The sequence below is a fragment of the Corynebacterium sp. TAE3-ERU16 genome (assembly GCF_019209935.1).
GTDB classification, from domain to species: Bacteria; Actinomycetota; Actinomycetes; order Mycobacteriales; family Mycobacteriaceae; genus Corynebacterium; species Corynebacterium antarcticum.
In genome coordinates this window covers 112,194-133,069 of record NZ_JAHUTN010000004.1, presented here as the reverse complement: position 1 = coordinate 133,069, position 20,876 = coordinate 112,194, and the positions used below count along the sequence as shown (strand labels likewise).

Sequence of the window (20,876 nt, the reverse complement as noted above, 5' to 3'; positions counted from 1 at the left end):
CGGGAAGAGGGACCTCAGTCGACGCTGAACTCGGCCATCCGGTCCCACTCGGTCTTCCCCTCGATGAGGGTGTTGATGATCCGGGGGGTCTCGACGAGGACGGTCGGGAAGAGCTCGCAGGCCTTCCTGAAGTGATCCGAGTTCACGTGTGCCTCGGCGGCGTCGTCCCTGAAACCCTCGACGAGGATGTACTCGTTCGGGTTGTCGGTGGACCGGAACCAGTCGAAGAAGAGACAGCCGTCTTCGGCCCGCGTCGCATCGGTGAACGGCGCGACGGTCTCCCGGAAGGTGTCGGCGTGCCCGGGCTTGACGTTGAAACGTACGTTGATGAGGATCATGGCCTCAATCCTAACGCAGCGTGATGGTGTCATCAGTGCAGCGGAACGTGCATCCGGGCACGCGGCGGGTCACCGTGGTCAGTCGTCGACCTGGGGGCAGAGGCTGTCGGTGGTGTGGATCTCATCGTCCAGCAGGGTCGCCCGGACCGGTGTGTCGAGCCGTGCCCGTGTGCTCTCGAGGGCCTGGCACAGATCATCCCTGTCTCCGAGAACGGGGAGGTAGACGACGTAGTATCCGGGAGCGTCGCCGTCCCCACCGAGGGAACCGCAGGTCGTCGATGAGGTGTAGGTGGCCCCCAGGGTCCGGGTCATGGCCGTTCCGACATCCTCCACGGTCGCGTAGTCACCGAGGAGGAGAACACCTGATCCGTCACATTCCGGGGTCGAGTACGGCAGTGGCGGGATCGGACCGGAATCCTCCCCTCCCGGTGATCCCGGCGAGTCCACCTGCCCGGAGAGGGATCCCCGACCATCCCGGTCGGCCATCCCCCCGGAACGCATGACGTCCGTTCCGATGAACACCCCGACCGCCACCAGGGAGAGCAGGACGATCAGCGCGCCGAGCATGTGCGGGCACCTCATGTTCCGGTCGCGCCCGTCCGAATTCGGGGTCGTCTCCGCACCCCGAATTTCCTCCGAACTCAACCGGACACCACCTTCCGCGAACACGGCCGAATGAGGATATTCACAAATACCCTTCGGCTTTTAGCCTTCTCTTAAGTAGGCGTCAGTTTAACGTATTGCGCATTCGGTGCAGAGTTTCGTTACCACTCCCCCCAATACGGGGGGTAACAACATTAGCCCTCGAGCGCCTCCCCCAGTTCCATCCACTGGGTCTCCAGCTGATCGATCTCCTCCTCCAACTCGACTCTGCGTGCATCGAGCTCAACGAGTTTCGACTGGTCGAGGTTCTGCGCCGCCTCGGCCATCTCAGCCGCGAGCGAGGCCTGCCGGGACTGGAGCTTGCCCATCTTCCGTTCCACGGACCGCATCTCCTTCGTCAGCCTCTGCTCCTCCGCGGCGGACATCTTTCTATCGACCCCACCGGCGCCACCGTCCGACGCCCCGGCGGCCGATCCGCCGAGGTCATTGGCGGAACCCAGGTTCAGGACCCCCGTGTTCCCCTCCGCCTCCGCGCGCGCCCGGCGCTGAAGGTACTCATCGATCCCACCGGGAAGATTGGTCAGGTCACCGTCCCCGAACAGTGCCCACGTGCTGTCACACACCCGCTCGATGAGATACCTGTCGTGCGAGATCACCACGAGGGTTCCGGGCCAGCCGTCGAGCAGGCTCTCCAGCTCCTGTAGCGTGTCGATGTCGAGGTCGTTGGTCGGTTCATCGAGCAGCAGCACGTTCGGCTCCGCCATGAGCACCCGGGTCAACTGCAGTCGGCGCCGTTCACCACCGGAGAGATCTCCGACGGGGGTGCGCTGGCGTTTCGCGGAGAAACCCAACCTCTCGGCCAGCTGTGAGGCGCTCAGCTCGCGTTTACCCATCTGTACGTAGCTCGCCACATCCTCCACAGCGTCGAGGAGCCGCTGATCGGGATCCAGGTCGTCGAGCTCCTGGCGCAGCCATCCGAGACGGACCGTCTTACCCTCGATCCTGCGCCCCGCGGCGAGCTCGTGCTCCCCGGCGATGGTACGCAGCAGGGTGGTCTTCCCGGAGCCATTCACCCCGACCAGACCGATCCGTTCGCCCGGGTTCAGCCGCCAGGTGAGATCGCGGACGAGTTCGCGGCCGTCCGGGGTGGTGATCGTCGCGTCCTCGAGCTCGATGACCACCCGCCCCTGCCGTTTCCGCGAGAAGGCCATGAGTTCCACGGTGTCCCGGGGCGCGGGGACGTCGCTGATCAATGCTTCGGCGGCCTCGATCCGGTAGCGGGGCTTCGACGTCCGCGCGGGTGCACCGCGACGGAGCCAAGCGAGTTCCTTCCGGGCGAGGTTCTGCCGTCGCTGTTCGATCGCGTCGGCCTGCCGCGCCCGCTCCGCCCGGGCGAACATCCAGTCGTTGTAGCCACCCTCGTAGGCGTCCACGACACCGTCGTGCACCTCCCACGTGCGGGTGGCCACGGTGTCGAGGAACCACCGGTCGTGGGTGACGACGACGAGGGCGCACCGGCGTGCGACGAGATGCGCGGCGAGCCACTGGACCCCCTCTATGTCGAGATGGTTGGTCGGCTCGTCGAGGATGAGCAGATCCAGGTCCCGGACCATGGCCGCGGCGAGGTTGGTCCGACGCCGCTCACCGCCGGACAACTGGCCGACGGGTGTGTCCAGCCCGAGATCCACGATGCCGAGTCCGCTGAGGACCTCCCGGACCCGGGCCTGGGACGCCCATTCATAGGTGTCCAGCCCGAGCGGACGCAGCACGACGTCGGCGACGGTGTCGGTGTCGGTCAGGTTCGCCCGCTGGGTCACCACTGCCATCCGGAGGTCCCCGGTGTGGGAGACCCGGCCGGCGTCCGGCGGTTCGATACCCGCGAGGATCTCGAGGAGTGTGGTCTTGCCACCACCGTTGAGTCCGACGACACCGATCCGGTCACCGGTCTGCACACCGATACTCACCGAGTCGAGCAGCGTCTTCAGACCGAAGGTCTTGGACACGTTCTCCAGATTGATCAGATTGGCCACAGCCGCTTACCTTTCATCGTGAAACAAGTTCGGCCCCGGGCGCCGGCCCGGTGGCGGTCGCCGTCATGATGACGTCGCCCACCCCGGTCACCGCTTCGGCGACCCGGCGGGCGGTGCCGGCATCGGCACAGAGGAAACCACAGGTCGGTCCCGATCCGGAGACGATTCCGGCCAGCGCCCCGGCGGTCCGCCCGACATTCAGGACTTCCGCCAGAGCCCGGGACAGGTGCAGTGCGGGCGCCTCGAGATCGTTGACCAGCAACGGTGCGATCTCCCCGGGTCCTGCACCGGCGAGGAGCGCGGCCCGGAGCCCGGCCGTGTCGCCGGGGGCGACCGCGGAGCCGGACCGCATCCGGTCGAGGGTCCGGAACACCGTCGGGGTGGACAGTCCCGTCCGGTTGAACGCCAGCGCCCAGTGACAGGTCCGGGTCGCGGGTATCTCCTCGAGCCGCTCTCCCCGTCCGGTTCCGCGGCGGGTCCCACCGAGGAGGGTGAACGGGACGTCGGATCCGAGCTCTGTCGCATGCCCCAGCAACCGCTCCTCGGAGAGCACCGTTCCAGTGGCCTCACGGATCACCTCGGCGGTCGCCCGCAGTACGGCCGCGGCATCCGCGGAACCACCCGCCATGCCACCGGCCGTGGGGATGCCCTTGGTGATGTGGATGTCCACCGCGGGAGCACCGACGGCGTCGTCGAGGATGAGTTCCGCGGCCCGCCAGGCGAGATTGCTCCGGTCGGTCGGTACATCCGCGGCTCCGAGTCCTTCGACGGTGAGCCGGCGGACACCGGTCGGACCGTCGGCGGGGGTGACGGTGACGCGGTCGTGGAGATCGAGTGACTGGAAGACGGTGTCCAGTTCATGGAAACCGTCGGCACGTAGCGGCCCCACGACGAGGGCGAGGTTGATCTTCGCGTGCCCGAGGGCGGTGACCGCGCTCAACGTCCGACTCCCGCGAGCCGGACGAAGTCGGCCACACCGAGCTTCTCCCCCCGGAGCCCCGGGTCGATGTCCGCGGAACGCAGTGCCTGCTCCGCGGCAGCACCGGAGCCGTAGTGTCCGGAGAGGGCGGCGCGGAGGGTCTTCCTCCGCTGTGCGAAGGCCGCGTCAACGAGGGGGAACACTGCGGCCCGGGCCTCAGCGGTGACGGGCCAGGGTTCACTTCCCGCGGGAAAACGATCGATCCGGACGAGCCCGGAATCGATCTTGGGGGCGGGCCAGAACACGTTCGTGCCGATGGATCCCGCCCGCCGGACCGTGCCGTAGAACGCGGCCTTCACGCTGGGCACCCCGTAGATCTTCGATCCGGGTGCCGCGGCCAGCCGGTCGGCGACCTCAGCCTGGACCATGACGAGCACCCTGTTTATCGTGGGGAACTCGGCCAGCAGGTGCAGGAGCACCGGGACGGAGACGTTGTACGGCAGGTTCGCCACGAGAGCGGTGGGGACGGGGGCTCCGGCCGCCCGGAAGTGCTCGGGTGTCACCGTCAACGCGTCCCGGAGGATGAGCGTGAGCCGGTCCGCGTGGTCTGGGGCCCGGTCGGCGACGGTCCGCGGGAGTCGGCCCGCGAGCCGCGGATCGATCTCCACGGCGGTGACCGAGCGCACCGTGTCCAGCAGAGCGAGAGTCAGTGAGCCGAGCCCCGGGCCCACCTCGACGACGTCATCGTCGTCCGCGACCGCAGCGGCCACCACGATCCTGCGGACGGTGTTGGGGTCGTGCACGAAGTTCTGCCCGAGCTTCTTCGTCGGGGTGATGTCGAGCTCGTCGGCCAGCTGCCGGATCTCCACCGGGCCGAGCAGCGCGGCAGGCCGTGGACCTGCGGGGGACTTCTCCAGGGGCGTATCCATGATGTCGCCAAATCTACCGCAGTACGGTACCGGAACGGCCATCCGCCCCGGAGACCGGGGAGGGGACGTCAGCGGATGCCGAGCTTGGAGGTGCAGGCGGGCCACGCACCCCAGCCCTGACCGGCCCGGACCTTCTCCGCCACCGCGATCTGCTGCTCCCTGGTCGCCTGCCACGCCATCGGAGCGTACTGTCCGCCACCGAAGGCCAACCAGGTGGACGGGGTGAACTGGAGACCACCGGAGAATCCGTTACCGGTGTTGATGGACCAGTTGCCGGTGGACTCGCACTGCGCGATAGCGTCCCAGACGGAACCGTTCGTGACGGCGGGGGCCGCCGGGCGGGTACCACGGGCGATGGTCGCCGGAACGGCCGGGCTCAGTTCCGTGTCCTCGATGACGGTGCTCGCGACCTCACGGCCGTTGACCCAGCGGACGTCGCGGACGATCCGACGGGTACCTTCCACACCTTCCGCGGTGACGGTCTCGGTGCCCTGCTCGGCCTCCGGATCGTCGACGTAGACCGGGGGGACGGTGAACGGCACCGTTTCCGTGACGGTGTCGGTGCGGATCCGGTCGATGACGATACTCATGCCTTCGGTCACCGGTGCATCCACGGACGGGGATATGGTGTCCAGTTCACCGAGGGTCACGCCCTCCGCGTCGAGGAGATCGCCGACCGTCGCCACCGGTGCCGTCGCGGTACGCCGTGTGCCACCGTCGAAGAGATCGACGGTCTTCGGCGTGGTGATCTCCAGGGTGAACCCGGAGACCGGGAGGGTCGTGTCCGGGGAGGCGCTCACCCTGTCTTCGGGACCGACGGTCCCCAGCTCCTCGATGAGGGCGCCGACGGTGAGTGCGGTGGTCTCCACGGTACGTGGCGCACCGTCGACGGAGACGGTCACGGGGCGGACGGTGCGGACGGTGATCCGGGCGTCCTGTCCCTCGATTCTCGCCCCCAGAGCCGGGGTGACCACGGCTTCCGTAGAGCGGAGATCCACGCCGGCCTCGTCGAGCACATCGTCGACGGTGGTGGACAGGGTCGCCAGCCGGATCGTCTCCCCGTCGACGTCGAGCGCCACATCCTTCTTGGCGATGACCGCCAGGCCGCCACCGACCATGAGGGTCGCGAGCATGCCGCCGGTGGCCATGCGCAGGGGAACGCTGCGGCTGCCGTTGAGACGGTTGATACGGGACTGCCGGTGCTGTGCTGTCATGATGGTGGTGGGAATACCTGTCTGCCTGGATGAACTGGGGTCCGGTACGGGCGGACCCAGTCCGCCACCCGGCTCAATCACCGTCACGATACGGTAACGACACCAGGCTTGTCGACCTTTCAGCGGGAGTTAAGCCACAGGAGTCACAGCAGGTGACAGGCGATTTCCCGGACCCCGTCCGTTTCACCGTTGCCGTGGCGTCCCGAGTCACCCGAGGACGAGAAGCGCCACGATGCTGGCGACCACGATGACGGCGGGAAGCACCCAGTGCACGGGCCGTAGTTCGATCGCGTGGTGCAGTGTCCGGGTCCGGTAGGCGCCGAAGGCCCGACCGTCGACCGCGACGGAGAGCTGCTCGCCCTGACGCATCGACGCGGCGAGAACCGGCACGGTCGCTGCGGCCATCACCCTCGGCTGCGCCACCCTGTTTCCCCGGGACCGCAGCACGGACATCCGTCCGACCGTCAGCAGGTCCCGACCGATGATGCGCAGGTAGCGCAATCCCAGGCCGAGGATGTCCACCACCCGGTAGCTGACCGGAATGTACCGGAGAACGGTGTCGGTGAACTCGCGCCAGGTCACCATGAGCAGCAGTGGGGCCGCGACGGTGCCCGCGGCCGTCGTCCGCAGACCCCCGGTCAGACCCTGCAGCACCTTCTCCCGTGGCGGGTCCCCGGGCAGCCAGTCCACCGACGGCGAAGGCACCGGCGGATCCGGGAGCCAGAACAGGAAACTCAGCCCCACGACGACCACGAGCACCGGCAGCGACAGCGTGGCAGCGAGCCCCCACCTGGGGCTGAGCAGCCAGATGGCGATGAGGGTGACGGCCAGGACGACGGCGGGGAGTTCCGGCCCCCGGGCCATCAGGGTGACAACCATGGGGACAACCACCGCGGCGGTGACGAGCAGCGGGTGCGCCCACCGGCTGCGTGTCGTGCGGCGGTCGTAGGCACGGACAGCGGCGGTCCGTTCCCGCTCCGTCAGCGTCCGCATCTTCTCTGGAACGGAACTCATGCGGGGTTCACTCCTTCGGTCTTCCCGCCGACCAGACGCATCCGGTGGGTGGCCACCGCATCGGCGAAATCGGGGTCATGGGTTGCGATGACGGTCACCCGGCCCCCGGCGTGGGTCGAGATGATGTCGGCGATCTGCCGGGCCCCCGTGCCGTCCTGGGAGCTCGTCGGCTCATCGAGCAGCACGAGCTCCGGTTCCCCGATCATCGCGACGAGGACCGCGAGACGCTGCCGCTGTCCTCCGGAGAGTTTCAACGGATGCTTGTCCCCCGCGTCCGTCAGCCCGATCATGCACCGCCACCCGGCGAGATCGTCCTCGGTGGCGGTGAGACCCGCGGCCCGGGCGGCCGCGCTCAACTCGGCGTCGACGGTGTCGCTCAGGATGAGGTCGCCGCTGCGTTGCGGGGCCCAGCCGATACCCGCCCGGATCCGGTCCCGGCGATCCGGGGACACCCGTCCACGGAGGCCACGACGCACACCCGACAACACCCGGATCAGCGTCGTCTTGCCGGATCCGTTCGGGCCACGTAGTGCGAGGACCGAACCCGCCGGAACCTCGGCGTCGACGCCGTCGAGAAGCTCCCGGCCGTGCCCGTGGACACCGACGCCTTCAAGGCGGATCCCGGGGCCCCCGTCCACCGCGGTGCCGCTCGACGCCGTGGGGCAGTCCCGGCCGGAGCCGACGAAGGTCTCGTCGTGGGCCCAGGGTTCCGGCACCCGTAATCCCAGTTCCCGGCATTCCGCGGAATGCCGTCCGTAGACCTCCGCGGGAGTGCCGTCGACCGCCACCGAGCCGCCCGGCGCGATGACGACGACCCGGTCCGCGAGTCCCATGTGCGCCTCAGCGTGATGGTCGACCGCGAGAACGGTGATGTCCCTGGTGCTCCGGATCCGTTCGAGAACCTCGGTGAACCGCTCCGTCGCCTCGTCGTCGAGCTGACTGGTCACCTCATCGAGGACCAGCACCGGGGTGTCGAGGACGAGAGCCGCGGCGAGAACGAGCCGTTGCTGCTCGCCGCCGGAGAGGGTCCAGGGGTCGCGCAGCGGATGGATGTGGGACAGCCCGACATCGTCGAGTGCGGCGAGGGATCTGCGGGTCCCCTCCTCGGCCGGAACGCAGAGGTGGTCGAGTCCCCGCCGGATCTCGTCGATCACGGTCGCGGCGAAGAGTTGGCTCTCCGGGTGCTGCCAGACCGCGGCGACCCGTCGACTGACGTCGGCCACCGGGGCGACCGTGCCCTCGGGGCCGGCTACGGTGGTGCCGTCGATCCGTACCGATCCGGTGGTGTGCGCGGGGAATCCCGCGCCCAGCACGCCTGCGACCGACAGCGCTACGGTAGATTTACCGGACCCGGTCGGTCCGGACACCAGTGTGTAGCTGCCGGCTTCGAGGGTGATGTCCACGTCATCGACCGCCGGCGCCGACGCACCCGGGTAGGTGACACTCAGGTGGTCGATGACGACCTCCGCGGAACGTGGAGCCACGTCTCCCCTACCCGGTGTCCGGGTGATCCGGCCGGAGTCCCGGGACCGGGCCTTGTCCAGCGCGATACCGCGCAGGTCGAATCCGGCACCGATCAGGCGCTCGGCCAGGAGCCACGCCAGCCAGCCGTACACCGCACCGAGACCGATGCGCACGACCCCGGCCATCACGATCCAGACGGTGTCCAGCAGCAGGAACTCGCGGTAGAAGAACATGGAGATCCAGTTGACCGCGCCGACCGCCGTACTGGCGAGGATGGCCGCGAGCAGCCAGCCACCGCTGGAGTCACGGTTCCCGCGCAGCGTCCACGGCGCGAGGACCGCGTCGATGATCAGGCCCGACATCGGCGAGAAGGGATTGAACCCCACGATCCCGGCGACGACGGAGGTGATCGTGGCGACCCCGGGTCGGCGCAGCAGCAACGCCGCGGTGATCATCGGCAGCATCCACGGGAAGGGGGTGGGGAAGGCGAGCCACGGGACAGTGACCTTCAGGACCCAGCCCACGGGGCGGGCGATCTGGATGATCAGCCCGGATGCGGCACCGAGGACGCAGCAGACGATGAGCGCCCGGGTGGTGAGGGCCGGGAGCCGGAACCGGCTCCTCCGCTGCGGGGCACCGTCGGAGGTTTTCACCGCGCTCACAGCGGCATCAGCGGGCATCGGCCCCCGGAAGCGTCGCGGTGCTGCGGAAGGTACGGCGGTTGCGGTGACTGCGGGGACACGGAGCGATCCTCTCGGCGGGGTCGGACGGAGAGACACGGTCACCGGACTGGGAGCGGAGCATCAGCTCCGCCCGGTGCGGTCCGGCGGAATTACCATCAGGCTAACCTTATCTCACCCGCGGTCTTCAGCTGCGTTCCCGACCCTCCGGTGGCGGCTCAGCCCGGCAGATCCAGTCCGTATATCCGGTCGAACGTCGCGTTGACCTCGTCCGCGAGCTCCCCGACCTCCACACCACGGACCTCGGCGATCCGCGCGTAGGTGTGCCCGATGAGCGCCGGCTCATTCTTCGCTCCGCGGTACGGGACGGGCGTCATGTAGGGCGCGTCGGTTTCCACGAGCAGCTGGCCCGGAGGGGCGATCCGCGCCGCCTCCCGCAGGTGGTCGTTCGCGTTGAAGGTGACGTTGCCGCTGAAGGAGAGGACGTATCCGCGGGACAGGGCCTCCTCCGCCACGTCCAGTGGAGAGGAGAAGCAGTGCAGCATCACCTCCCGGGGCGCCGGGGAATCGGCGAGGATCCGCAGGAGGTCGGCGTCGGCCTCCCGGTTGTGGATCATCAGGGTTCGCCCGGAACTGACGGCGAGGTCGATGTGCCAGCGGAGCGCCTCCTCCTGGGCGGACATCGACGCGCAGGTGTCGGACCGGGTGATCCAGTAGGCGTCCAGACCGGTCTCCCCGATGGCGACGCAGCGCGGATCGCGGGCCATCTCGGTGAGTCGGGCGCGGACGACGTCATCCATCTGATCCGCCCTCGTGGGGTGCACGGCACACGCGGCGTAGACCCGCTCGTGGTTGTTGGCCGCCTCAAGTGCGGCACACGCCTCATCCAGCCCGTCGCCGACGGTGCAGAGCTTCTCGACACCGGCGTCCACGGCACGGGCGACGATGGCATCGACCTCCTCCGGGGTGCTGGCACCGCAGCTCGCGAGGTGTGTGTGGGCGTCGACGAGTCCCGCGACTCGGTCAGCGGGAACAGGTGTGGGGCGGGGCTTCTTGTTCTTGGCCATGTCGGTCGATTCTAACGGCCACCGACGGGCCCCCACGAAGCACCATGAATCCGGCACAGGATTCCGGCCGGATGACACCCGGTCACGGGAAAGTCCCCAAGAATCATCCCACCCCCCTGTCGAAAAGGGTAAGCCTATGCTATTACTGAATATCGATCACAGTTATGGAGCACGGGCCCTGGGTGCCCCCATCCGCAAACGGCACGAGAGATCAAAAGATCAGGCGGTCGCACCGCGAACCTCATCATCCCAAGGAGCACCGAGTGGCATCCCGCCTCGACACCAGAGATTTCATCAATGTCGGTATCTTCACCGTCATCTACTTCCTCATCCTCTTCGCCACCGGCATGCTCGGGATGATCGGCCCCCTGATCATGTTCGTCGGGTTCGGACTGGGACTGCTGCTCAACGGCACCGTCATAGCCCTGTATCTCGCGCGTACCCCGAAGATGGGCGCACTGACCCTGATGAGCCTGATCGTCGGTATCCTCTTCGTCCTCACCGGGCATCCCTGGATCACCCCGATCGTCTCCACCCTCGCCGGGTTCGGCGGCGACATCGCCTTCGCCCGTCTCCGCGGCAGCTGGCGTATGCCCGTCGCCTACGCGATCTTCTCCCAGCTCTACATGGCACCGTGGGTGCCCCTGCTGTACAACTCGACCCGGTATGTCGATGACATCGCCGGGACCATGGGCCAGGATTACATCGATGCACTGGAGTTCTTCCTGCAGCCCCGGTCCATGATCGTCTGGATGATCCTCGTCTTCGTCCTGGCCCTGATCGGAGGACGGATCGGGGTCCGCGTCGGGCGGCGGAACTTCGCACGGGCAGGGCTGGCGTGAGACACGCCGATCCACGCACCCTCATTCTGCTGCTGCTGACCGTCAACGCCCTGATGATGGGCCGGACCGATCAACTCGTGGCCATCGCGGGCGCACTGCTCACGGTCACGGCTCTCCTGGTCACGGGACGGACCCGTTGGGCGATCGTGATCCTGGTGTCGGTTTCCATCCTGACGGCCGGCGCCTACTGGATCCCGGCCCACTGGTCGAACTCACCTGCGGCGCTGGCGGGGGTGCTGGCCTACTGGATCTCCCGGTTCACGGTCGCCGTCGGTATCGCCGCGTTCGTCCTCACGCAGCTACGCCCCACGGAGTTGAATGCGGCGCTGCGCAGGATGCACGCCCCGAACTGGCTCATCATCCCGCTGGCCGTGGTCGTACGGTTTCTCCCCGTACTACTGGCGGAGACCCGTGCGATCAACGAGGCCATGAGCCTGCGCGGAATCCGGCCCGGCGTGCTCGGTATGCTGCTCCACCCGGTGCGCTACGGCATCTACGTCGTCATCCCACTGCTGTCCTCGGCGATCCGGATCAGTGACGAGCTGGCTGCCGCCGCGTTGATCCGGGGGTTGGGGGTCACCACCCTGCCCGACGGATCAACCGTCCGCCCGACCACGGTGACCCGGATCGGGTTCGGCCTGACCGATCTGGTGCTGCTGCTCGCCGTCGCAGCGCTCGTGGGCCTGCACTTCAGCGGATTGGAGCTGCAGCGATGACGGGCACGGGACGGATCACCCTCGACGGCGTCAGCTTCAGCTACCGCGCCGACCGCGCCGCCGGAGCCGACGATGTCTTCGGGGTTGTCGGGACCGACACAACGGCGCCGGCGGAGCCCGGGCGTGGGGTCAGCGACATCACCCTTAGCTGTTCACCGGGAAGCCTCACATTGTTCTGCGGCCCATCCGGCTCCGGGAAATCGACCGTGCTCCGTCTCATCAACGGCCTCGCCCCGAACTTCCATCCGGGCGACATCAGCGGAACGGTCCGGGTCAGCGGATCCGACATGCCGACGACCCCTCTGGCGGAGGTCGGGGGATTGAGTGCCACCGTGTTCCAGAATCCCCGCACGCAGTTCTTCACCTCGACGGTGATCACGGAGCTCGCCTTCACCCCGGAGAACTTCGGGGTCGCTCCCCCGGAGATCCGTGCCCGGGTCGCCGCGGCAGCCGAACGGTGCGGAATCTCCGGACTCCTCGGACGGAAACTGTCGACCCTGTCCGGTGGGCAGCTCCAACGGGTCGCGTGCACCTGCGCGGTCGTTGCCGGGGTTCCTGTCCTGCTCCTGGACGAGGCCACATCGAACCTCTCGCCGACCGCCGTCGACGAGCTCGCGGAACTGCTCGCCGAGCTCAAGGCAGAGGGTACGACAATCATCACCGCCGAGCACCGCCTCCACCACCTGCGGGATCTGGCCGACACGGTGCACTACCTACGCGACGGCCGTATCGAACGCAGCTTCACGGGGCGGGAGTTCTTCACCCTCGACGACGGCACGCGACGACGACTCGGGCTCAGATCGCTCACCCGTCCAGTGGCACCGGTCCCCACGGCGGACCCCGGGGCCCCGGCCGGTACCGACGGTCTGGAGCTACGGGACATCCGTTTCTCGTACGGGTCACGGACCGTACTGGACATCCCCCACATGGTGTTCCCCGCAGGAACCGTCACGGGACTGACCGGACCGAACGGAGCGGGGAAAACCACCCTCGCCCGACTGATCTGCGGACTCGAGAACCCGGCCAGGGGTGGTCGCGTCTCGCTGGCGGGCCGTCCCCTCTCCGCCCGGGCCAGGGCGGCGAACGGGTACATCGTCATGCAGGACACGGGGCGGCAGCTGTTCGCGGACACCGTCATCGATGAGGTCACCCTCGGTACGGACGGCGACCACCACGGCGGTGACCACGCCGCCGAGCTGCTGGCGGCACTGGGCCTGGCCGACACGGCCACCCGCCACCCGCTGTCACTGTCCGGGGGCCAACGCCAACGGCTGGTCATCGCCACAGCGCTCGCGCAGGACAAGCGGATCTACGTCTTCGACGAACCCACCTCCGGGGTCGATCTGGCGCATCTGGACGCGATCGCGACCAAGCTGCGGGAGCTCGCGGAGGCCGGCGCGGTGGTGATCGTCATCAGCCACGACGTCGAACTGATCGCCGCCTGCTGCGACCGTGTCATCGAACTCACACCACACCGAACAGAACACGAATCCGAGGAATGACATGACAACCAACCACACGAAACCGGACGATGAGAGAATCACCGATGCCGCCGAGCGCTCCGCCGCGGAGAAGGCGGCGCTGAAGGAACTGCTCTCCCCCGTCGCGGGGGCACTGAACGTCGGGCGGGTGTTCGGTGTGCTCTCCGGTATCGCCGCCATCGCCCCCTACATCGCCCTCGTCCGGCTCGGTGAGATCTTCCTCACGGCACGGGCGTCCGGGGTGTCACCCGACCGCGCCGAGGTGACCACCGTGACCGCATGGCTCATCGGCGCCTTCGCCGCCCAGGCGATGCTGATGCTCACGGGACTCGGGATCACCCACTACGCGGACCTGAAACTGGGCACCCTCGTCCGCAACCGCCTGGTCGCCCGCGTCGCCACCGCCCCGCTGGCGTGGTTCAGCGACACCAACTCGGGACGGGTGCGCAAGGCCGTGCAGGACGACATCCGTACCCTGCACACACTCATCGCCCATGCACCCGTGGAGTCGGCCGCGGCGTCGGCGGCCCCCGTCGCGCTCATCGTCTACGCGTTTATCGTGGACTGGCGGCTGGGTCTGCTCGCCGTGGCGAACCTGCCCCTGTACATCCTGATCATGATCCTGTCGATGCGCGGCATGGCGGAGAAGACCACGGAGATGGACGTCCTGCTCGGCGACGTCTCCGCGACCGCCGTCGAGTTCGCCGACGGCATCGAGGTGGTCAAGGCGTTCGGGCAGACCGGTCGTGCCCACCGGCGGTACGCCGATGCCGCGGACCGGTTCTCCTCCTTCTTCTACGACTGGTGTGGACCACAGATGCGCCGGTCCGCGATAGCGGAGGCGATCATCAGCGTCCCCCTGCTGATCCTGGTCAACTTCGCCGGTGGCTCACTGCTCGTGCGAAACGGAACCGTCTCCATCGCGGACGTCCTCGCCACGACCCTCATCTCGCTCGTCATTCCGACGGCCGTCGTCGTCATGGCCAACTCATCCTGGGGCTATCTCACGGCCGGAGCCGCGGCGAAACGACTGCAGGAAACCCTCAGCGCCCCGTCACTCCCGGTGGGCTCCGGCGGGAGACCCGACGGGCACACCGTCCACTTCGAGGACGTCAGCTTCTCCTACGGTGACGGCACCGGGAACACCGCCATCGATCATGTCGACCTGACCTGCCCGGAGGGGACGGTGACCGCGCTGGTCGGTCCGTCCGGTTCCGGTAAGTCGACTCTCGCGACGATGCTCGCGCGGTTCACGGACCCGGATTCCGGACGCGTCCTCATCGGCGGCGTCGACATCCGTGAACTCACCACCCGGCAGCTCTACGGCGAGGTCAGCTTCGTCCTCCAGAACCCCAAGCTCCTCCAGCTCACGATCCGGGAGAACATCCGACTCGCCACTCCGGAGGCGACCGATGAGGAGGTCTGGGCCGCGGCTCGTTCAGCCCGCATAGCCGAGGAGATCGAGGCACTGCCGGACGGGCTCGACACCGTCATCGGCGGTGAATCCGGGACGGACCTCTCCGGCGGCCAGGCGCAACGCATCGCCATCGCCCGTGCGCTACTTGCCGATGCCCCGATTCTCATCCTCGATGAGGCCCTGGCCGCGACCGATCCGGACGCCGAGTCCGAGATCCAGCTCGCACTGAACAGGCTCGTCGCGGGGCGCACGGTGCTGGTCATCGCACACCGACCGGAGTCCGTCCGGGGCGCGGACCAGATCATCCGTCTCGAATCAGGCCGGATCACCGGCCGACTCACCGGCGACGAGGTCACCGACCCCGCCATCGACGCCCTCATGGGCCTCAGCACCGAAGGGAAGTGACCGTCATGTCCACACACGGAATCGATCCGCTGCAGCTCGGGATCCTGCGCCGCCAGATGAGCGACACCGGCATCCGCCAGCTCAACAAGCACCTGTTCGCGAACGTCGCCAATGGTGCACTCGAGGGGATCTCCCTCCTCGCGCTCCTGCCCGCGGCGAGCACACTCGCCACCGGGTCCGACGCCCTCGGAATATCCTTCACCGGTTGGCTGATCATCCTCGCCGTCCTCGCCGTGATCACCTTCTATTTCCGCTACACCCAGGCGGTGACCGGATTCACGGCCACCACCGACTACATGCGACACACCCACCATGCACTCGGCGACCACCTGGCGACACTGCCACTGGGATGGTTCAGCTCGCTGTCCACCGGCGGATTGTCCAGACTGGTCTCCACCAGCTTCGTCCTCATCTGCCAGATCCTCGCCCACATGCTGCAGATGGTCATCTCACAGGCGGTGTCGGTGTTCGTGATCCTCATCGGCTGCTGGCTGTGGGACTGGCGCATCGGTCTGACGATGACCGTCGCCACGCCGTTCATCTTCATCTCCCTGGCCGGACTCCGGGCGGTCAAGATCCGCAGCGATGAACGGGTGAGCGCCACCGACGCGGTTCTCGCCGACCGCCTGGTCGAGTTCGCGGTGTGCCAACCCGAGCTTCGTGCGGCGGGTCTCACGGATGATTTCACCCCGCTGGTCGAGGCGGGTGAACGCAACGACTCCGAACGGCTCCGCGACTTCTTCATCTCCGCGGTGGTCCTGGGAATCAACGGTCTGCTCATCCAGCTGGTGTCCGTCGCACTGATCACCACCGCGGCGATCCTGGCGACGAACGGCGCACTGGGACCGATCGAGACCATCGCGTTCATCGGCATGGTCCTCCGCTTCACACAGAACCTGCAGGCACTCGGCGAGGGCTACGCCGGAATCAGCGTCGTCCGGACACCGATGAAGGAGATGCGGCAGATCCTGGACACCCCCGTGTACGAGGCCCCGGAGAACCCGGCCGGTGTGACGGAACCGGGAGAGGTCGTCCTCGACGACGTCACCTTCGGATATGAGCCCGGTTCGCCCGTCCTGGAGGGTGTCTCCTTCACCGCGGGCCCCGGAACCCTGACCGCACTAGTCGGCCCCTCCGGCTCCGGGAAGACCACGATCGCGAGACTGATCTGCCGCTTCTACGACGCCGATTCCGGATCCGTGCGTGTGGGCGGGGCCGATGTCCGGGACCAGTCGACCGAGCAGCTGATGGAGCAGGTCTCGATGGTGTTCCAGGATGTCTACCTGTTCGACGACACACTCGAGGCGAACGTCCGGATCGGACGTCCCGACGCCACCGATGAGGAGGTCCGGGAAGCGGCCCGGCTAGCCGGTGTGGACATCATCGCCGAGCGCCTCGGGTGGGACACCAGGGTCGGCGAAGGTGGCCGTTCCCTGTCGGGTGGTGAGCGTCAGCGGGTGTCCGTCGCCCGGGCGCTGCTGAAGAAGGCGCCGATCGTGCTTCTCGATGAGGCGACCGCGGCCCTCGACGCGGAGAACGAGGCCAACATCGTGGCTTCCGTCGCGGAACTCGCGCGGCACTCGACCGTGATCGCGATCGCCCACAAACTGGACACGGTCAGGGCCGCCGAACAGATCATCGTCCTGGATGAGGACGGGCGCATCGTACAGAAGGGTACGCACGACGAGCTCATCACCGAGCAGGGGCCCTACCGACGGTTCTGCGATCGTCGCGAAGCCGCCGCGGGGTGGCGCCTGACACATTCCTGATAATATTGTGATCCATGGAACATCGCCAGGCCCCACGTCGCAAGACCGGCCCCAAACCGGTATTCACGCTCGATGAAGCGGTGGATGCCGCGATCGCACAGGGAATCGACCGCTTCACCCTCACCGGCGTGGCCAAGAGACTGGGGGTCGCCGCCCCCAGTCTCTACCGTGTGATCAGCTCCCGGGACGATCTCCTGATGCACTGCTTCCTCCGCGCCACCGGCGAGCTCAGCCTGCCGGATCCGGGGCACAGCTGGCAGGACCAGCTCCGCGAGTACACGGTCGCGGTGTGGGAGATGTGCGGGACGTACCCGGGTATCGCCCATTCCCTGCTGACGTTCCCCGGTTCACACTTCGCCATCCAGGACTACCTGGACGACCTCACCGAGGGCCTGCTCCGTGGCGGCTTCCCCGGCGGAGACGACGACATGCACTTCATCGTGGACCTGTTGGGGGACAATGCCCTGGTCGCCAGCATGGTCACGCAGTCCCTGCGCGACGGTGACGGATTCGAGCTGGCCAGGCAGCGTCTCGGGTCCGTCCGCAGCGAGGACAGGCAGCACTTCCCCATCAGGGAGGATCTGTGGGACTACAACTGGCTGCAGCGCAAGACCGAGTTCGTGATCCGGGGAATGGAGCTGCAGCTGCACGGATGACCGCGCAGCTGTGAACCGGACTACTTCTTCTTCGACGACTCTTTCGCGGGTTTCAGCAGCTGATTCACGCCGTCGAGCATCTCGTTGGCCTGGAACGGGAACTCCCGGACCGAGTCCTTCGATGAGATGCCCGAGAGCACGAGGATGGTGTAGAGCCCGGCTTCCATACCTGCGACGATATCGGTGTCCATCCGGTCACCGATCATTCCGGTGTTCTCGCTGTGGGCGCCGATCTTGTTGAGCGCGGAGCGGAACATCATCGGGTTGGGTTTGCCGACCACATACGGTTCCTTCCTGGTGGCCTTGGTGATCAGCGCGGTGATCGCACCGGTGGCGGGGATGATCCCCTCTGAGCTGGGCCCGGTGGGATCCGGGTTGGTCGCGATGAACCGCGCACCCTCGTCGATCAACCGGATCGCCGTCGTGATCGCCTCGAAGGAGTAGTTGCGCGTCTCCCCCACGACGACGAAGTCGGGATCCCGGTCAGTGAGGACGAAACCCGCCTCATGAAGTGCGGTGATGATGCCGGCCTCGCCGATGACGTAGGCGGTCCCCCCGGCGGCCTGTTCCTTCAGGAACGTCGCGGTCGCCAGCGCGGAGGTCCAGATACGGTCCTCCGGGACGTCGAGCCCGGAGTCCTGGAGACGGGCCGCGAGGTCCCGCGGGGTGTAGATGGAGTTGTTCGTGAGGACCAGGAAGGGCGTCTCGTCCTTCTTCCAGGTCTCGATGAGGTCCCGGGCACCGGGAAGGGCCTTCTCCTCGTGGACGAGGACACCGTCCATGTCGGTGAGCCAACTGGATACATCTGATCGCGTACGCATGCTGCCCACGGTAGTCCATCGGGACCGGACCGGTCGGTCGATCCTCCCGCACCGGCAGCACCGCCACCAACCCGCTACAGGTACCGGGCGGTTCCCTCCGGTCCCACGTCATTGGACACCAGACGGGCATAGCAGTCGTCGTGTCCGAAGCCCTGGTCCCGACACCACTGCAGGGCACCTTCCGCGGTGGGGAAACCGACGCCAGACAGGGTGACCCACCAGTCCTTGCGGTCGTAGTTCCGCCAGTCACCGCTCCACACCAGACGTGAGGTCGGGTACGGGTCCCGGAACTCCAGGTGGGCGCGGAGAATCGAATCACAGTCGTGTCCCCCGGTTCCCGGCCGCATCGACGCCAGCTGTGGCTGCCACAGGCCCGCGAGCTCGGCTTCGATGATCGGCCGGTCACGTCGACGGATCTCCTCGAGTGCCTCACAGGCCGTTTCTACGACCTCCTCGGCTCCGAGCCCGTTGTCCCGCGCGACCCCGGCTTCCGTGGACCCGCTGAGATCGACTTCCACCGGTCGCGTCTTTCGTTCTGCTCCCCCGTCACCACGTTCACATTCGACGATGAGGGTCGCACCCGACAGTCGCACGGTACCGGACACCTCGCCGGTGGCCGCGGCCCGGTCACCGGCGAGGCTGCCCGGGGCGATCCAGTAGCTGCCCTCGGGGAACACGAACCGGACGCTGCGTCCTGAAGCCGGGATCCCGACCGGGGACGCGGAGAGATCGAACACACCACTGGCGACCGTGGTTCCGCCTTCCGTCAGCAACCGGATCGTGAAACCGCGTCCTGCGAGGACATCACCTTCGGGGCAGGTGGGTTTCACGAACATGTCGGCGGTGAGGATTCCCCCGTCGAGCGACAGGGCCTCGGCCTTCAGCTCCGGGACCCGGCCACAGTCGGTGAGGACCCCGCGTCCACCGGTGGACACGTCCGCCGGTGGTCCGGGGGAGGTCGCCGACAACTCTGCCCCGTCGGCATTCCCCGCCCCGGTGACCGCGATGTTCCCCTGTCCGGGGAGCGACGTGACGGGATCTCCCGTCGCGCGGTAGAAGTTCACGCCGGCCCGATCACTCACGATGAGGCCGTCCGGTGCGATACCGACCCCGCCACCGGTACCGGTGACGGGTAGCGTCCACGCCACCTCACCTGTCGCGAGGTCGATGGCCTGACCGGTGGTGAAGAACAGGAGCCGCCCGTCGGTCCCCACCGGTTTCCCGGGATCCTCAACAGGTCCGTTCCAGAGGACCTCGCCGGTCACCAGGTCGACCCCGGCACGTGCATCTGGCGCGGTGAACACGGCGGTGTCCCCCACCACGACCAGACCGGACAGGCCCGGGGAGGAATCCGGTGCCCACGGAAACACACCGGCGGTGACACTCCCGGTCGCCAGGTCCACGAGATCACCGTCGGCGACGGCGACGTCCCGCGGCGTTGCGCTCACCTGCCACGACGGCAGAATCACGGACCCGTAGTCGCCGACGACCTCACCGTTCAGGGCGGTCAGTGTTCCCGGGCCGGCGGGACCTCCACTCGCGCCGGAGGCGGGTGTGGTGCAGGGCCGGGCGAACAACGGCCCGTCCGGACCGGGGACAGCCGAGAAGTTCGCGCCCGTGGTGAGGATCCCGAGGGTGTCCGGATCGAACACGAAGGCTCCCGCGCTGCCGGTGTCCAGCCCGATCGAACCGTTGAATGTCGCGGAGGGCACCGGGTCACCGAGGATCGGGCACGTCTGGGATGCGGCGATCGTCCCGGTCGACCACCCGGAGCCGTCGATGTCCCTCCTGGCCAGCAGGTAGCCGTCCCCCTCACCTGGATATCCGTGGAGGTACACCGCGCCCCGGTGGACGAATCCGCCCACCAGCAACCGCATGACGCCCGCCGCCTCCGGATTCCCCGCGATTCTGCGGCTGGCACCGGTGGCTGCGTCAATCAGGTGGAGTTCCCCGTCACCGGAACGGCACACGAGCTGTCCGGAGTGCGCGAAATCCGGGAAACACCGCAGTTCATCGTCCCGCCACACCTCGTCGCCGGTACCGGTGTCGTACGCCACGACACCGTCACCGTCGGAGTCGAGCACCGCCACGCCCCGGTCGACGTAGAGCGGAGCCCTGATGAGGGGGTTCGAGCCGGGGGCTCCGGCGGATCGCCCGGACAGGGCGGGTGCGTGCCAGGCGCCGACGGGGGTCATCGGAAACGTGATCCGTGACAGGTACGGGGAGCTGACGGCGTGCGCGTCCGTCCCGGAAATGTCCCGGCCGGACTCGGCCACCGTGCCCCCGGGTATCCCCGGGGCTCCGCAGGCGGCGATGCCGAGAAGAAACACCGCAACTACAGCCCCGAGAATCATCCTCCATGGCTTCGTGTCGGTGTCGGATCGGCCTGCACCATGAGGGTGAATCACTGCTGTCAGCTCCCGGGATCATCGGCCGTCGCCGAGAGCGAGCCCTCAGCGGACCCCGGAGACCCTGGGCTACGTGCACGAAATATCGTTCTTTCCCGAGGTT

The 20,876-nt window shown here is 67.7% G+C and carries 17 protein-coding genes; 6 read left to right on the top strand and 11 right to left on the bottom strand.

The window, feature by feature from the left end; translation table 11 throughout:
* Positions 1-14: 14 nt before the first annotated feature.
* The 9 genes from KRX55_RS05700 to KRX55_RS05660 form a co-directional block, all read right to left on the bottom strand.
* Positions 15-338 carry a putative quinol monooxygenase gene (locus tag KRX55_RS05700; protein ID WP_218406813.1) on the bottom strand — a complete coding sequence of 108 codons (324 nt, stop codon included), beginning with the start codon at positions 336-338 and terminating at the stop codon, positions 15-17.
* A gap of 78 nt (positions 339-416) precedes the next feature.
* On the bottom strand, positions 417-905 hold the full coding sequence (locus tag KRX55_RS05695) for a hypothetical protein (protein WP_218406812.1): 489 nt from the start codon (positions 903-905) through the stop codon (positions 417-419).
* Positions 906-1,135: 230 nt separating this feature from the next.
* Positions 1,136-2,971 carry an ABC-F family ATP-binding cassette domain-containing protein gene (locus tag KRX55_RS05690; RefSeq protein ID WP_218406811.1) on the bottom strand — a complete coding sequence of 612 codons (1,836 nt, stop codon included), beginning with the start codon at positions 2,969-2,971 and terminating at the stop codon, positions 1,136-1,138.
* Between the two features lie 13 nt (positions 2,972-2,984).
* On the bottom strand, positions 2,985-3,911 hold the full coding sequence (locus KRX55_RS05685; protein ID WP_218406810.1) for a 4-(cytidine 5'-diphospho)-2-C-methyl-D-erythritol kinase: 927 nt from the start codon (positions 3,909-3,911) through the stop codon (positions 2,985-2,987).
* The gene (gene rsmA, locus KRX55_RS05680; RefSeq protein WP_218406809.1) at positions 3,908-4,819 is read right to left on the bottom strand and encodes a 16S rRNA (adenine(1518)-N(6)/adenine(1519)-N(6))-dimethyltransferase RsmA; all 912 of its coding nucleotides are present in this window, start codon (positions 4,817-4,819) and stop codon (positions 3,908-3,910) included. Before rsmA ends, KRX55_RS05685 begins: the two co-directional genes overlap by 4 nt.
* A gap of 68 nt (positions 4,820-4,887) precedes the next feature.
* The gene (locus tag KRX55_RS05675) at positions 4,888-6,033 is read right to left on the bottom strand and encodes a resuscitation-promoting factor (protein WP_255567595.1); all 1,146 of its coding nucleotides are present in this window, start codon (positions 6,031-6,033) and stop codon (positions 4,888-4,890) included.
* Positions 6,034-6,240: 207 nt separating this feature from the next.
* The gene (locus KRX55_RS05670; RefSeq protein WP_218406808.1) at positions 6,241-7,047 is read right to left on the bottom strand and encodes an energy-coupling factor transporter transmembrane component T family protein; all 807 of its coding nucleotides are present in this window, start codon (positions 7,045-7,047) and stop codon (positions 6,241-6,243) included.
* A complete protein-coding gene (locus KRX55_RS05665) occupies positions 7,044-9,173 on the bottom strand; it encodes an ECF transporter S component (protein ID WP_218406807.1) in 2,130 nt (709 codons plus the stop codon). The genes KRX55_RS05670 and KRX55_RS05665 overlap by 4 nt, the downstream gene beginning before the upstream one ends.
* Before the next feature lie 236 nt (positions 9,174-9,409).
* Positions 9,410-10,258, bottom strand: coding sequence for a TatD family hydrolase (locus KRX55_RS05660; protein WP_218406806.1), 849 nt, complete (start codon positions 10,256-10,258; stop codon positions 9,410-9,412).
* A gap of 263 nt (positions 10,259-10,521) precedes the next feature.
* Between KRX55_RS05660 and KRX55_RS05655 the strand changes: the two genes are divergently transcribed.
* From KRX55_RS05655 to KRX55_RS05630, 6 genes are read left to right on the top strand one after another with little or no spacing between them, the layout of a single operon-like run.
* Positions 10,522-11,100, top strand: a complete 579-nt coding sequence (locus KRX55_RS05655) for an MptD family putative ECF transporter S component (protein WP_218406805.1) — start codon at positions 10,522-10,524, stop codon at positions 11,098-11,100.
* The gene (locus tag KRX55_RS05650) at positions 11,097-11,816 is read left to right on the top strand and encodes an energy-coupling factor transporter transmembrane component T (RefSeq protein WP_218406804.1); all 720 of its coding nucleotides are present in this window, start codon (positions 11,097-11,099) and stop codon (positions 11,814-11,816) included. Before KRX55_RS05655 ends, KRX55_RS05650 begins: the two co-directional genes overlap by 4 nt.
* Positions 11,813-13,318, top strand: coding sequence for an ABC transporter ATP-binding protein (locus KRX55_RS05645; RefSeq protein WP_218406803.1), 1,506 nt, complete (start codon positions 11,813-11,815; stop codon positions 13,316-13,318). Before KRX55_RS05650 ends, KRX55_RS05645 begins: the two co-directional genes overlap by 4 nt.
* 1 nt (position 13,319) lies before the next feature.
* Positions 13,320-15,119: an ABC transporter ATP-binding protein gene (locus KRX55_RS05640; protein WP_218406802.1), complete on the top strand. Its 1,800-nt coding sequence runs from the start codon at positions 13,320-13,322 to the stop codon at positions 15,117-15,119.
* Positions 15,120-15,124: 5 nt separating this feature from the next.
* The gene (locus KRX55_RS05635) at positions 15,125-16,888 is read left to right on the top strand and encodes an ABC transporter ATP-binding protein (RefSeq protein WP_218406801.1); all 1,764 of its coding nucleotides are present in this window, start codon (positions 15,125-15,127) and stop codon (positions 16,886-16,888) included.
* 14 nt (positions 16,889-16,902) lie between these two features.
* Entirely contained in the window at positions 16,903-17,544 is a 642-nt protein-coding gene (locus tag KRX55_RS05630) for a TetR/AcrR family transcriptional regulator (RefSeq protein WP_218406800.1), read from the top strand.
* A 20-nt stretch (positions 17,545-17,564) separates the two neighbouring features.
* On the opposite strand, the gene KRX55_RS05625 is transcribed toward KRX55_RS05630, so the two are convergent.
* Together KRX55_RS05625 and KRX55_RS05620 are read right to left on the bottom strand one after the other, a co-directional pair.
* The gene (locus KRX55_RS05625) at positions 17,565-18,365 is read right to left on the bottom strand and encodes an HAD-IIA family hydrolase (protein WP_200259692.1); all 801 of its coding nucleotides are present in this window, start codon (positions 18,363-18,365) and stop codon (positions 17,565-17,567) included.
* A 74-nt stretch (positions 18,366-18,439) separates the two neighbouring features.
* Positions 18,440-20,719 (bottom strand): outer membrane protein assembly factor BamB family protein, encoded by a 2,280-nt coding sequence (locus KRX55_RS05620; protein ID WP_218406799.1) that lies wholly within the window; start codon positions 20,717-20,719, stop codon positions 18,440-18,442.
* Positions 20,720-20,876 lie beyond the last annotated feature (157 nt).

Bases quoted from the DNA above. Each gene is read 5' to 3' on its own strand.
- KRX55_RS05700 (WP_218406813.1), bottom strand. From the start codon at position 338: ATGATCCTCATCAACGTACGTTTCAACGTCAAGCCCGGGCACGCCGAC.
- KRX55_RS05695 (WP_218406812.1), bottom strand. From the start codon at position 905: ATGCTCGGCGCGCTGATCGTCCTGCTCTCCCTGGTGGCGGTCGGGGTG.
- rsmA (WP_218406809.1), bottom strand. From the start codon at position 4,819: ATGGATACGCCCCTGGAGAAGTCCCCCGCAGGTCCACGGCCTGCCGCG.
- KRX55_RS05675 (WP_255567595.1), bottom strand. From the start codon at position 6,033: ATGACAGCACAGCACCGGCAGTCCCGTATCAACCGTCTCAACGGCAGC.
- KRX55_RS05670 (WP_218406808.1), bottom strand. From the start codon at position 7,047: ATGAGTTCCGTTCCAGAGAAGATGCGGACGCTGACGGAGCGGGAACGG.
- KRX55_RS05660 (WP_218406806.1), bottom strand. From the start codon at position 10,258: ATGGCCAAGAACAAGAAGCCCCGCCCCACACCTGTTCCCGCTGACCGA.
- KRX55_RS05645 (WP_218406803.1), top strand. From the start codon at position 11,813: ATGACGGGCACGGGACGGATCACCCTCGACGGCGTCAGCTTCAGCTAC.
- KRX55_RS05640 (WP_218406802.1), top strand. From the start codon at position 13,320: ATGACAACCAACCACACGAAACCGGACGATGAGAGAATCACCGATGCC.
- KRX55_RS05635 (WP_218406801.1), top strand. From the start codon at position 15,125: ATGTCCACACACGGAATCGATCCGCTGCAGCTCGGGATCCTGCGCCGC.
- KRX55_RS05630 (WP_218406800.1), top strand. From the start codon at position 16,903: ATGGAACATCGCCAGGCCCCACGTCGCAAGACCGGCCCCAAACCGGTA.
- KRX55_RS05625 (WP_200259692.1), bottom strand. From the start codon at position 18,365: ATGCGTACGCGATCAGATGTATCCAGTTGGCTCACCGACATGGACGGT.
- KRX55_RS05620 (WP_218406799.1), bottom strand. From the start codon at position 20,719: ATGATTCTCGGGGCTGTAGTTGCGGTGTTTCTTCTCGGCATCGCCGCC.